Raw genomic sequence first — 12690 nt, forward strand, 5'->3', positions numbered from 1 at the left:
ATCGTAACGACCAGTTCGGTTAGCCGGTGAGTTGCGCTCGGCGGAAATTCGGCGTCAGCGGTGACGACTACGATCTTCGCCATGAGAATTGCAGCAGTAATAGGTGCGGCGGCGGTCGTCGCGCTAGGCCTCGTCTCGTGCAGTGCCGAGGAGAAGGACAACGCCCAGAACCGTGTCGACGCAGCCGTCACCAGTGGGCAGCAGGCCATCGCGTCGGCAACCAGCGCGGCAGGGTCGGCTCTCGAGAGTGGGAAGATCGCCCTGTTTGTCGCGACGTTCCGTGGTGGTTTCTCGTCCTTGGCCGAGGATCGCTCGGACGCCGACATCGAACAGATCCTGACCACCACCTGTGCGGAGGTGGCGAGCGGTTCGGACGCCGATGCGGTTGCGAGCAAGATCGAGGATCTTGCGGCCAACAAGGGGGTTGCGCCCACCGCGGACCAGGCCAAGTACATCTACCAGTTGGCGCGCGGTACCTGCCCCTGATGTCACCGGACCTCAACAGCAGCGGGCGCCAGGGTCGGCGTCCGCTGCGGCGTGACGGCGTCGCCAGTATTCGCGTTCGCTGATCGGTTCGGTCTCGTGATGGTTTCTCCTGGTGTGTTCGACGTATCGCTGATAGTCGAGGTCACCCATCACCGAGCGAATCCACCAGAGAGTGCCACGCATCGCGGTGACGACGGCGCTGCTCATCGGCCACCATGCGCTGCGCCGGGTGCGCGAACTTTACCCGCTTTGATCAGTTCATCCCATTGGGCCTGTACTTCCTTCTCGGCCGGCGTCGGAAGGAAGCCTGCGGGCGCGAAGATCTTCGACGGTTCTTCGGGCGATTCGGTGGTGGGCAGTCCGCCCGAGCGGACGGCTCGCACACACACCACCGCTCCGGCGGCGACGACGATGATCACGAGTGTGACGAAGATGATCGACAGGGTGCCCTGGACGAAGGTGTTGCGGATGACGGCGTCGATCGCTTCGGGTGTCTTGGCCGAACCGTACGTGGATTCACCGGCATCCTTCGCGGATTTGAACGCGTTGTGCTGCGACCAGTAACCGATGGACGGGTTGTCGGAGAAGATCTTCTGCCACGACGCGGTGACGGTGACCGTCAGATCCCACAGCAACGGCAGCCCCGGTATCCAAGCCCACTTGTACAGACCCTTCTTCATCACGATGGTGAAGACGACGGTCAGTGCGATGGCGGCGAGAAGTTGATTGGCGATGCCGAAGAGCGGGAACAGCGTGTTGATGCCGCCCAGCGGATCGGTGACGCCCATGAGGAGGATCGCACCCCAGGCCGCGACCACGACCAGTGAGCACACCCATGCTCCGACGCGCCAGGACGGATCCTTGAATTTCTTGGCAGCGCCGCCGAAGTTGCCCAGCGAATCCGAAAGCATGAACCGTGCGACCCGTGTTCCGGCGTCGATGGTGGTGAGGATGAACAGTGCTTCGAACATGATCGCGAAGTGATACCAGAATGATTTCAGTGAATCGCCGCCGAAGACGTCGGAGAGCACTTGCGACATTCCGAATGCGAGTGTGGGGGCGCCGCCGGTTCGCGAGATGATCGATTCTTCTCCGACCGCCGCCGCGGCGTCGGCGAGGACGTCCGGAGTGATCGGGGCGGTTCCGAGGGGCAGGCTGTTGACGTATTCGGCTGCGGTTTCCGGTGTTCCGCCGGTCAGCGTGGCGGGGGCGTTGAGCGCGAAGTACAGATGCTGGTCGAGAATGCAGGCTGTCACCAGAGCCATGATCGCGACGAATGATTCGGTCAGCATTCCGCCGTATCCGATCATCTTCGTCTGGCCTTCCTTCTCCAGTAGTTTCGGCGTGGTTCCCGATGCGATGAGTGCGTGAAATCCGGACAGCGCACCGCAGGCGATGGTGATGAACAGGAACGGAAAGAGCGAACCGGAGAACGCCGGGCCGTTGCCGTCGGACGCGAAAGGTGTTACGGCAGGCATCTTCAGGACGGGGCGGGCCACCAGGATGCCGATCGCGAGCAGGGCGATGGTGCCGACCTTCATGAACGTCGACAGGTAGTCGCGCGGTGCCAGCAGCAGCCACACCGGAAGGACGGACGCCGCGAAGCCGTAGGCGATCATCAGCCAGGCGATGGTGACCTTGGACAGTGTGAACCAGTCTGTGCCCCAATCGGTATCGGCTACCCAACCACCGGAGACGATTGCGAGCAGAAGCAGGATCACGCCGATGAGCGAGACCTCGGACACCTTGCCCGGGCGCAGGTAACGCAGGTACACACCCATGAACAGGGCGATGGGGATGGTCATCGCGATGGAGAACACACCCCAGGGGCTTTCGGCAAGAGCGTTGACCACCACGAGGCCGAGCACGGCGATGATGATGACCATGATGACGAAGACGCCGATCAGTGCCGCGATGCCGCCGACGAGACCGAGTTCTTCGCGCGCCATCTGTCCCAGGCTGCGCCCGCGACGCTTCGACGAGATCCACAGGACCATGAAATCCTGTACCGCACCGGCGAAGACGACGCCCACGATGATCCACAGGGTGCCGGGGAGGTAGCCCATCTGGGCTGCGAGGACCGGTCCGACGAGGGGCCCGGCACCGGCGATCGCCGCGAAGTGGTGTCCGAAGAGGACCCGGCGATCGGTGGGCATGTAGTCCGCACCGTTTTCCATGATCTCGGCGGGGGTGGCGACGTCGTCGCGTGGTTTGACCAGCTTTCGCTCGATCAGTCGTGCATAGAACCGATACGCGATCAGATAGGTGCAGATCGCGGCGAGGACGAACCAGACTGCGCTGACGTTCTCGCCTCGCACAATCGCGATCATGTACCAGGCGACGCCGCCGATCAGACCGATGACCAGAAACACCACCCGCGCGGTGGGGGAGATGGGGGTTCGGTCGACGACACCGACGGGTGGCAGGTCAGGATCGGTTTTCAGATACTCGACCATCGGTTCAGGCGCTGATTTGAGGCTCATCGGCGTGCTCCGTCCACTCGTTCACGCGTGTTCTGCGTCACTATGAATGTTTGTCACTGTATGACTACGCGGCCGAGTTCGCGCGGTGTTACGGCGTACGCGTGTCAGAACCGGTGGGCGTCGGCGTCGATCCAGTCACTGAGCCACCCTTCGGGAGGCGCGTCGAGGAGTTCTCCCGGCATGAGCCAGTCGTACAGATCGGCGTACGTGCGGGTGCTCTGACCGTCGATCCGGCGGTTGAGCATGGACGGTCGCAGCGACGAGAAGGAATCGAGGCCCATCGAGGCGACCATCTGTTGGGCGCTGGCAACGGTGGCTTTCTGGAATCGATACACTCGTTCGCTCTTGTCAGGAATGTCGAGAGCGCGGGTTCTGGCCGGATCCTGGGTGGCCACACCCACCGGGCAGCGATTGGTGTGGCAGGTCTGCGCTTGGATGCAGCCGACCGCGAACATCATCGCCCGCGCGGACATCGTGAAATCCGCGCCCTGGATCACTCGTTTGACGATGTCGGAACCGCTGGCTATCTTGCCGGATGCGCCGACCTTGACCTGGTCGCGTAAACCCGTGCCCGTCAACGCGTTGTGGACGAGCATCAGGCCCTCGGTCAGTGGCATGCCCATGTGGTCCTCGAACTCGACCGGACCGGCACCGGTGCCGCCTTCGGAGCCGTCGACGATTACGAAATCCGCGGTGATGCCGCGTTCGATCATCGCCTTGCAGATACCCAAGAACTCCTTTCGGGATCCGACGCAGAGTTTCAGTCCCACCGGTTTGCCCCCGGACAGTTCGCGTAGTGTCCCGATGAAGTCGACCAGTTCCACCGGCGTGTCGAACGCGCTGTGCGACGGCGGGGAGATGACGGTCTGTCCGACGGGAACTCCCCGGGTCGAGGCTATCTCGGGAGTGACCTTCGCGCCCGGGAGAACTCCGCCGAGGCCGGGTTTTGCGCCTTGGGACAGTTTGATCGAGATCGCCTTGACCTGGGGCGAGGTTGCCTTTTCGGCGAAGAGGCCGGGATCGAATGTGCCGTGCTCGGTTCGGCATCCGAAGTACCCGGACGCGATTTCCCAGATCAGATCGCCGCCGTGTCTGCGGTGGTACGGGCTGATGGCCCCTTCGCCGGTGTCGTGGGCGAATCCGCCTTTGGCCGCTCCGGCGTTGAGTGCTTCGATCGCGTTGGCGGACAACGAACCGAAGCTCATCGCGGAGACATTGAGCATCGCGATGTCGTAAGGACGGGTGCAGGCACGTCCGCCCAGTCGAACTCGGGGAACGGTGTCGGGTGCGGTGCGCGCACGAAGCGAGTGAGTGGTGAACTCGTAACCGGACGCGTACACGTCGCGTTCGGTGCCGAACGGTTCTTCGGCCACCGTGCCCTTGGCGCGTTCGTACACCAGATCGCGCGTCTCGCGGTCGAACGGCATTCCATCGGTGGATGATTCGATGAAGTACTGCTGGATTTCGGGTCGGATCTTTTCGAGGAGGAACCGGGCGTGCCCCAGGACCGGGTAGTTTCGAAGGATGCTGTGTCGGCGCTGCAACAGGTCGTAGGTGCCGACGACGGCCGATGCGGTCGCGAGTACCGCGATCACCCACCAGGCGCCGCTGCCCACCGATCCGAGCACAACCGTGCCGATACCGAGAATCCACAGGGCGAGAACGATCAGCAATCGAGTCACAACGCGAGCCTAAGCGTCGGCCGGCGGTCCTGTCGGAGGAGCAGCGAGCACCAGTCCGGATTCGTTGTGCCCGCGCGGTCGCCGGACATCGGATTTTCCACCGTTTGCGGGTACCGGGTATCGGTGACACGATCGGCAGATGGTGCACGGAAACCCCTTCGCGGGACTTTCTCGTCGCGAATTTCTGGCCAAGGCAACGGCGGTAGGTTCGGTGGCGGTACTGGGCGCCTGGGCCGAGCCGGTCATTGCCAGGGCGCACGCGCTGTCCGACGGTGTCCACGGCTCGTTGAACGACATCGAGCACTTCGTGCTGTTGATGCAGGAGAACCGCTCCTACGATCACTACTTCGGTACCTTGTCCGGTGGCCGCGGCTTCGACAATCCGTCGCCGGCCTGGGCGCAGTACGGATACTCACCGGGCAGTGGCGTGGATCCAGCCGGATTCATCAACCCGTTCCGCCTCGACACCACCAAGGGCGCTTCGCTGGACGGCGACTGCATCAACGACCCGGACCATTCGTGGGCGGGCATGCACGAGTCGTGGAATGGCGGCGCCAACGACAGGTGGATGCCGATGTCCGTCGCGTCCGTCGGAGTCGGCAACGGGCCGGCCGCGATGGGCTACTACACCCGCGACGACATCCCGATTCACTACCAGCTCGCCGATGCGTTCACGGTCTGCGACAACTACCACTGCTCCGTTCTGGGCCCTACCGATCCCAACCGGTTGTATTGGATGAGCGGCACCATAGATCCGGACGGCCTGGCCGGCGGACCGCTGGTGGAGACGCCGACGTTGATTCCGAAGTTCCGGTATTCGTGGAAGACGTATCCGGAGAGTCTCGAAGAGGCGGGCGTGAGCTGGAAGATATACAACAACAAGGATTTCGGGCCGATCTCTTCGGTAGCGCTCGACGGGATGATGGGCTGTTTCGCGCAAGCGCAGGACCCCAACTCCGCACTGGCACGCAAGGGGATCGATCCCACCTATCCGGACGAGTTCCGTGCCGACGTCGCCAGGGGAACGCTGCCGTCGGTGTCGTGGGTGATCCCGTCCCTGTTCAACTGCGAGCATCCGGCTTTGCCGCCGGCGTTCGGTGCGGCCGGATTCGTGGAACTGCTCGACATCCTCACGGCCAATCCGGACGTGTGGGCGAAGACGGCACTGATCATCTCCTACGACGAGAACGGCGGTTTCTTCGATCACGTCACGCCGCCCACTCCGCCGCCCGGTACGCCCGGCGAGTTCCTGTCCGTGCCGTTGGACACAGTGTCCTCGGCCAAGGGCACAGCCGGACCGATCGGGCTCGGATACCGAGTACCCGCGCTCGTCGTGTCACCGTTGAGCCGGGGCGGTCTCATCGCGTCCGAGACGTTCGATCACACCTCCCAATTACGTTTGCTCGAAACCAGATTCGGGGCACCGGTGCCCAACCTGACGCCCTGGCGGCGCGCCACCGTCGGTGACATGACCTCGGCATTCAACTTTGCCGCACCGCCCGACGCAGGCAGGCCGGCGCTGTTCGATCCGGCTCCGGGGCAGCGTGATGCTCTCTTCCAGTGCGGGCCGAACCTTGCCGCCGGAACACTCGGCAGCGGTGCCCCCTACCCGGTGCCGGCCAATCGGATGCCGACGCAGGAACCAGGTACGCGCTCGGCGCCGTCCGGGGTGATCACACCCTAGGCGTCATTTGGCGGCAAATTCTCCGGATACGTTCGACCACAAGCTGACCCGGCGATCCCGGGATTCGAAGAACTCGATCTCGCGTTTGATCCCGGAACTCTGATCCCACCCGGGCAGGTCCAGGATGATCAGTTCGTCGAGCATGTCCATGAAGATCTCGTCGATCGGGGCCCAGAGGTTTCCGATGGCAGCCTTGTCCTTGTCGACGAAGGTCAGATTGATCGGATGGGACATGGAGACTTGGCTGAAGACGACGTTGCCGGATTCGACGATAGCTGCAGCGGTGCGGTTGGATTCGATGAATCGGCTTTCGACCACACCGGGATCGGCATGGCTGTACGGGCAGGCCAGGAATATCTTTCGCACTGTTGATCCTTTTTCGTTTGTCGGAGTGGATTCGGTGATGCCGAGCTGCTCAGCCCAACGAGACGGTGACGGGTCCGCCGTGGTGATCGACGCCCTTCAACACAGTCGACGGCACTCGGAACACCCGCCCCGGCGATGCCGGCCAGGGCAGGGTTGTGCGGGCCAGGACTCTTCCGTCCTGGCGCACGACGATTTTCGGTACCCGAACGAGGGTGTCGGTCCACAGCAGGAGACGGTTTCGGGCCGGCGCCGCATCGCCTTGACGCGCGATCCCCGGTGCGATCCACCGCAGCGGGGCCTCGCACTCGATGCGCACGCTCGCCGCGCTGGGAACGTGCCCGGCCAGATGGCGTCGGATCGATTCGGCCACGTGACGGCCGTCGAGGGCGGCGATGTCGGCGGTGTCCACCGGGTGCAGGAGATTGCCGGCCGCGAACACGCCGTCGGCGCTCGTTCGCAAGGCGGTGTCCACCAGTGGTCCTTGTGTTTTCGGGTCGAGCTCGATTCCAGCCGAGCGGGCCAGTTCGTGGTCGGGGATCCAGTCTCCGGTCAGCACCAGCGTGTCGCAGTCGACGACCGTCCGTACACCGGTGTCGAGGTTCTCGATTTCGACTCCGGTGATCCTCGGTTTTCCGATGATGCGAGTGACCCGGGTGCGGGTGGCCACGTCGACTCCGAGGATCGGCGATCTTCCGGCGATGTTGAAGACGCCGTACGACTCCGGTGACGGGTACGTGGTGGTCATCAACGCGGTGCGGCATCCGGCGTGTTTGAGGGTGAGAACCGCTGACCAACTGACCAATTCGCCGCCCACCACCACGGCCCGGCGTCCGACCTCGCGGTGATGCAGGTGAACCAGGTTCTGTAGTTGGCCGGTGGTGTAGACCCCGGCCGGTCGGTCGCCGGGGATCAGTCGGGCGGTTCGGGGCCGCTCGCGGGCTCCGGTCGCCAGGACGATCGCTCGGGGTTCCACCCGCACACGTCCCTGGGGAGTCGTGACGTCGAGTGATCGATCGCCCGCCCAACCGGTGACGGTGGCATTGGTTCGGATCTGCGCTCCGGCGGTGGTTGCCTTGTCGACGAGCCGTCGGGCGTAGGTGGGGCCGGAGATGAACGTCTTCATGTCGCGAATGCCGTAGCCGGGATGATCGCAGTGCCGGGGTATGCCACCTGCAACGGATTCGCGGTCCAACACGAGAACATTCAGCGATCGGTCAGCGGCGAGGTCTGCGGCGGCGGTCAAGCCGGCCGGACCGCCGCCGATGATCGCGACATCGGGCGTTACCACGGTGGTCATCGGGTGATCTCCTGCGTGCGGCAGCTCCGGGTGGGTGCGGCGGTGTGGTGGGCACTGGTGTTCTGGTGGGCACTGGTGTGTTGGTCGAGCAGACTCTGGACCTCGGCGCCGCAGAAGAACCCCTGGCAGCGGCCGTTCTGCGCACGGGTGCGCCGTCGTAGACCGTCGAGCCCCGACGGTGGAATGACGGAGCTGCATGCGTCCCGGATTTCTCCGGCCGTCACCCGTTCGCAGAAACACACGACCGTTCCGTAGGCGGGGTCGGTACGGATCAGTTCGTCGTCCTGGTAGGGGCGAGTGAAGGCTTCACCGATGTTCGGCATGCGGGGCGGGACCGGAATTTCCTTCTTGGCGACCAATTCGACTCCGGCACCGGCAAGCTGGTCCCTGACGTACTCGGCCACTGCCATCCCCGACGTCAGCCCGGTCGAGCGGATACCGCCGACCAGCAGATATCTTGTGGCCGAGTCGATGTCGATCAGATAGTCGCCGTGGTCGATGGATGCGCGCAGACCGGCGTACGTCGCTGTGACCTCCTCGTCGAGAAGGCGGGGCATGAGTCGGCGGCCCTTCTCGAGCAGGAAGTCGAAGCCTGCCTGCGAAGTTCCGGTCGCGGAGCTGTCGTCGACGTCTTCGGCGGTGGGCCCGAGCATCACGTTTCCGTAGATGGTGGGGCTGACCAGCACACCCTTGCCGAGCTTCGTCGGCACGGGGAGGACGATCTTGTCGACGAGGGGCCGGGCGAGCTTGTCGTAGACCAGTAGCTCACCACGACGGGGAGTGACGGTGAATCGTTCGAATCCGAACTTGCCGTCGAGGGCGTCCGCGCCGAGTCCGGCGGCGTTGATCACCCACCGCGCCTGCACGTTTCCGGCAGCGGTGCGCAATGTGGTCAGTTCTTTCCCGACGTCGACGCTGTCGACGTCGGCGTTGGTCCGCAGAACTGTTCCGCGGTTCACCGCATCGGTGGCCAATGCGAGGTTTGTGGTCCAGGTGCAGATGATCGACTCGCCGGGAACCGTCAGGCCACCGAGCGCGCCCTCGCCGAGATTCGGCACCTGCGCGTACACCTCGGCGGCGTCGACGATCCGGCATTCGTCGTAGCCGTTGGCTTCTGCCTTGTCCCGCAACGACGGCAGGGCGTCGAGCTGTTCGCTGTCCCAGGCCACCAGCAACGCGCCGGTGTGTTCGACCGGGATGCCGGTCGAGCGTGCGTAGTCCGAGAGCAGCTGATATCCGCGGCTGACCATCGTCGATTCGAGGGTCCCCGGTTTCGCGTCGAATCCGGTGTGCAGAATGGCGGTGTTCGCCTTGCTGGTGCCGTCGCCGATGTCGGATCGTGATTCGATCAAGGCCACGGACAATTCGTAGCCGCTGAGTTCTCGGGCGATCGCCGATCCGACGATTCCGGCCCCGATGACGACTACGTCGTGGATTTGTGGGGTGTTCACACGTTCTCCTGTGGGCTGAAGGTGGTCGCGGCAAGATCACGCCACGTGGTTCGAAATTCTTCGCTACGTTCGGAACTCCATTGCGGCTCGAAGGTCGACGACGGATTCCAGCTGGGAACTACGGCGGCCAGTCCACGGGCCGGGTCGAGACTCAACTCGGCCAGTGCGGCGGCGCCCAGAGCCGTTGCATGGGGGGAGGGGTACACGTCGATCGGGATCTGCACGATGTCCGCCACGGCCTGCATCAGAACCTTCGAGCGAGTGAGGCCGCCGTCGACTCGTAGCCGATCCAGCGGGGCGCCGGTGTCACGTCCGACGGTGGTCACGAGCTCGGCAACCTGGGCGGCGATCCCTTCCAGGACTGCACGTACGAGGTGCCCGCGACCGGTGGACAATGTCATGCCCGCCACGGAGGCGGTGGCATCCGAGCGCCACCACGGAGCGGCGAGCCCGGCAAGCGCCGGCACACAGAGTGTTCCGTTGCTCTCCGGTGCTGCCGTGGTGTCGAGTTCGTCTGCCCCCGCTATGACGCCGAGCGAACACAGCCATCTGACGGCGGACGCGGCCGTGTACACCTGGCCGTCGATGCAGTACGTCGTCTCCCCGCCGGTGGCCCAGGCCACCGACGACGTCAGTCCGGACTTCGAGCGCACTCCAGTCGGACCGGTGTTCGCGAGTAGAAAAGCGCCGGTTCCGAAGGTGCACTTGGCCATCGAGGGTGTGGTGCATCCTTCGGCCAGCAAGGCGGCCTGCTGGTCGACGATGATGCCGCCCACGGGGATCTCGGCGCCGAACGCCGAAGTGGTTCCGATGACGGTGTCGTTCGAGACGATGTCCGGCAACGTCTCGGAGTCGAGACCGAACAGGTTCAAGAGTTCGTCGTCCCACCGTCGGCTGTCGAGGTCGACCGCCAGTGATCGACTGGCCGTCGTGACGTCGGTGACGAAAGCTCCGGTCAATCGGTGTAGCAGCCAGGTGTCGGAAGTGGTTACCACGCCGCCGGTTTCGAGGTTTCGACGGATCCACGCCATCTTCGGTGCGGAGAAGTACGAGTCCAGGACAAGCCCGGTACGTGCTGCGAAAGCCTGTCGGTGCTCGCCGAGTTCGGCGCACACGCTCTCGGCGCGGCGGTCCTGCCACACCAGTGCGGAGGTCAGGGGCCGGCCGGTGTCGGGGTCCCAGGCCAGTACGGTCTCACCCTGATTTGCCAGTGCGACTGCCTGCACCGGGCGACCGGCCTGGTCGAGTGCAGCGCGCCCGACGTGCAGTATCGACTCGAGTAGCTCCTGCGGATCCTGCTCGACACCGCCGCCGGGCAGGTAGTGCGGATGAATCGGAATTTCGGCGACTCCGACGATGCCGTCCTCCGGATCGAGAACAACAGCTTTGGTCCCTGACGTTCCCTGATCGATGGCAAGTACGGTCACTTAGATTGCTCCAAACAGATTTCATTGCTGCATGTCTCGTCGTGTGTGTCGAGTGCGCCCGTCACGCGGACAGGACGATTCCGCCCGCGTCTTCGATCGCAGCGGCCAGGTTCTCCGGCACGGCTGAATCGGTGATCAGTCCGTCCAGAGCGGTGAAGTCACACACTCGATACGGCGCGACTCGACCTAGCTTGGAGGCGTCGGCCAGGACGTAACTGTGGGCGCTGTTGCGGATGATCGTCTTTCGCACGTCCACCTCGTCGAGATGAAAGTCGGTGAGACCGATGATCTCGTCGACTCCGCCCGATCCGACGAAGGCCAGATCCGCGTACAAGTCCTCGAAGAACGCCTTCGCGTGGGCGTTGGCGCACGCAAGGTCGCCGCTGCGGACGCGACCGCCGCTGACGAGGATGTCGATTCCCGGCCGGTCGGCCAGTTCGGCAGCCACGAGAAGCGACGGCGTTGCGACGGTGCCGCGGAACGTGTGCGGGATGGCGCGAGCGACCTCCACGGCGGTGGTGCCGATGTCGATGACGATCGTCTGACCGGTCTCGATCAGACTCACCGCCGCAGCCGCCAGTCGCTCCTTGTTTTCGTGTGCGAGACTTGATCTTTCGGAATACGGCGGTTCTTCGCCTCCCTCGGCCTGGATGCTCGCCGCGCCGCCGTGTACCCGTCGGAGCGATCCCTGTTCTTCGAGTACACCGAGATCGCGCCGCACGGTCTCCGGTGATACCCCGAGTAGCTGGACAAGATGCTCGGTGGTGACGACGCGTGTGGCGTTCACCGCGGCGATGATGGCCTGGTGTCGTTCTACCGGCAGCATCCTTGACCGTCCTTTACCGTTTTTGAATGTTTGTGACCGTTAGTCTGCATTCTCGCCCGAATAGAGTCAAGGCGTGGGAGCCGAATCCTGGCTGGAGCTCGACGGCGAGGGGGTTGCCGGGCATGTAAAAACGAGCCGTCGGCGGATGTGTGCACGCTGACGGCCCGCATCGGACCTGGGAAAAGGGGTGGAGTTCGACTGCTGGTCGGGCGCGGTGGTGAGGCTAGCCGCGCATGCCCGAACGGGAGTTGAATGCCGCTTCGATCTCCGGAGCCGTCCTCAGGTGCTCGGTCAGCACCACCTGTAGTCGATCGTTGTCGGACGCGTCGAGAGCGTCGACGATGGCGCGATGCTGTGCGTTGACGAGCGGGACGCGAGCCGGACTGCTCTGCAGGGCACGCAAGCCGACGCGCTGTTGGCGCGAGCGGAGGGTGTCGTACAGCTCGGCGAGAACGGCATTGCCGTGTGCTCGGACCATGGATCGGTGGAACCGCCAATTCAGGTTCACCACGTCGAACCAGTCGCGCCGCTCCTCGGCCGCTGTCATCTCGTCGAGAAGAGTGTGCATTTCCGGTGGCGCACCGGCACTTTCGGCGCACAACGACCGAGCGGCATGACTTTCGATCAGCAGCCGGCTCGAATTCACCTCGTCGAGCTCCCGCGCGGTGACGACGTGGACCTGAGCGCCTTTTCGAGGAAGCAGGTCGATGAAACGCTCGGCGCTGAGCCGGTGGAATGCCTCGCGGACCGGAGTTCGCGAGGTTCCGACGGAGTCGGCGACCCAGACCTCGTCGAGGAACGTTCCCTCGGCAATCCGTCCCGAGATGATGCCGTCGCGAAGCCAGTCCGAGACTCGTGACGCAGCTGACCTGCGGTGGGAGCGATCCTCGGCGTCCATCGGTGCCTGCGTCATCGTGACTTCGCCTCTCGATTACGTGCTGTTCCGGACAATCTACTGGACACCTCAAGAGTACTTCGTGTATACATG

The 12690-nt window shown here is 64.1% G+C and carries 11 protein-coding genes; 2 read left to right on the plus strand and 9 right to left on the minus strand.

Annotated elements, in window-relative coordinates; all coding sequences use genetic code 11:
- Positions 1-81: 81 nt before the first annotated feature.
- Positions 82-486: a hypothetical protein gene (locus ABH922_RS04440; protein ID WP_424805774.1), complete on the plus strand. Its 405-nt coding sequence runs from the start codon at positions 82-84 to the stop codon at positions 484-486.
- Between the two features lie 12 nt (positions 487-498).
- Here ABH922_RS04440 and ABH922_RS04445 read toward each other — a convergent pair whose 3' ends face one another.
- The 3 genes from ABH922_RS04445 to ABH922_RS04455 all read right to left on the minus strand — a co-directional run bounded on the left by ABH922_RS04445 (position 499) and on the right by ABH922_RS04455 (position 4651).
- Positions 499-693, minus strand: coding sequence for a YbdD/YjiX family protein (locus tag ABH922_RS04445; protein WP_424805775.1), 195 nt, complete (start codon positions 691-693; stop codon positions 499-501).
- Positions 690-2969 (minus strand): carbon starvation CstA family protein, encoded by a 2280-nt coding sequence (locus ABH922_RS04450; RefSeq protein ID WP_424805776.1) that lies wholly within the window; start codon positions 2967-2969, stop codon positions 690-692. Before ABH922_RS04450 ends, ABH922_RS04445 begins: the two co-directional genes overlap by 4 nt.
- Positions 2970-3073: 104 nt before the next feature.
- Complete coding sequence (locus tag ABH922_RS04455) at positions 3074-4651, minus strand: FMN-binding glutamate synthase family protein (RefSeq protein ID WP_424805777.1); 1578 nt, start codon at positions 4649-4651, stop codon at positions 3074-3076.
- A 139-nt stretch (positions 4652-4790) separates the two neighbouring features.
- Here ABH922_RS04455 and ABH922_RS04460 point away from each other — a divergent pair, with 139 nt between their 5' ends.
- The gene (locus tag ABH922_RS04460; RefSeq protein WP_424805778.1) at positions 4791-6335 is read left to right on the plus strand and encodes an alkaline phosphatase family protein; all 1545 of its coding nucleotides are present in this window, start codon (positions 4791-4793) and stop codon (positions 6333-6335) included.
- Positions 6336-6338: 3 nt separating this feature from the next.
- Here the strand turns inward: ABH922_RS04460 and ABH922_RS04465 are convergent, their stop codons facing one another.
- The 6 genes from ABH922_RS04465 to ABH922_RS04490 all read right to left on the minus strand — a co-directional run bounded on the left by ABH922_RS04465 (position 6339) and on the right by ABH922_RS04490 (position 12615).
- Positions 6339-6701 (minus strand): DUF1937 family protein, encoded by a 363-nt coding sequence (locus ABH922_RS04465; protein WP_424805779.1) that lies wholly within the window; start codon positions 6699-6701, stop codon positions 6339-6341.
- Positions 6702-6750: 49 nt separating this feature from the next.
- Positions 6751-7998 carry an NAD(P)/FAD-dependent oxidoreductase gene (locus ABH922_RS04470; RefSeq protein ID WP_424805780.1) on the minus strand — a complete coding sequence of 416 codons (1248 nt, stop codon included), beginning with the start codon at positions 7996-7998 and terminating at the stop codon, positions 6751-6753.
- Entirely contained in the window at positions 7995-9449 is a 1455-nt protein-coding gene (locus ABH922_RS04475; RefSeq protein WP_424805781.1) for an NAD(P)/FAD-dependent oxidoreductase, read from the minus strand. Before ABH922_RS04475 ends, ABH922_RS04470 begins: the two co-directional genes overlap by 4 nt.
- The gene (locus ABH922_RS04480) at positions 9446-10876 is read right to left on the minus strand and encodes an FGGY family carbohydrate kinase (RefSeq protein ID WP_424805782.1); all 1431 of its coding nucleotides are present in this window, start codon (positions 10874-10876) and stop codon (positions 9446-9448) included. Before ABH922_RS04480 ends, ABH922_RS04475 begins: the two co-directional genes overlap by 4 nt.
- Before the next feature lie 61 nt (positions 10877-10937).
- Positions 10938-11702, minus strand: a complete 765-nt coding sequence (locus tag ABH922_RS04485; RefSeq protein WP_424805783.1) for a DeoR/GlpR family DNA-binding transcription regulator — start codon at positions 11700-11702, stop codon at positions 10938-10940.
- 223 nt (positions 11703-11925) lie between these two features.
- Positions 11926-12615, minus strand: a complete 690-nt coding sequence (locus ABH922_RS04490; RefSeq protein ID WP_424805784.1) for a GntR family transcriptional regulator — start codon at positions 12613-12615, stop codon at positions 11926-11928.
- Positions 12616-12690 lie beyond the last annotated feature (75 nt).

The sequence above is a fragment of the Rhodococcus sp. 27YEA15 genome, assembly GCF_049739425.1.
In the GTDB taxonomy this organism is placed as follows: Bacteria; Actinomycetota; Actinomycetes; order Mycobacteriales; family Mycobacteriaceae; genus Rhodococcus_F.

Coding starts and splice junctions, on each gene's coding strand:
- ABH922_RS04490 (WP_424805784.1), bottom strand. CDS start 12,615: ATGACGCAGGCACCGATGGACGCCGAGGATCGCTCCCACCGCAGGTCA.
- ABH922_RS04460 (WP_424805778.1), top strand. CDS start 4,791: ATGGTGCACGGAAACCCCTTCGCGGGACTTTCTCGTCGCGAATTTCTG.
- ABH922_RS04485 (WP_424805783.1), bottom strand. CDS start 11,702: ATGCTGCCGGTAGAACGACACCAGGCCATCATCGCCGCGGTGAACGCC.
- ABH922_RS04440 (WP_424805774.1), top strand. CDS start 82: ATGAGAATTGCAGCAGTAATAGGTGCGGCGGCGGTCGTCGCGCTAGGC.
- ABH922_RS04470 (WP_424805780.1), bottom strand. CDS start 7,998: ATGACCACCGTGGTAACGCCCGATGTCGCGATCATCGGCGGCGGTCCG.
- ABH922_RS04450 (WP_424805776.1), bottom strand. CDS start 2,969: ATGAGCCTCAAATCAGCGCCTGAACCGATGGTCGAGTATCTGAAAACC.
- ABH922_RS04445 (WP_424805775.1), bottom strand. CDS start 693: ATGAGCAGCGCCGTCGTCACCGCGATGCGTGGCACTCTCTGGTGGATT.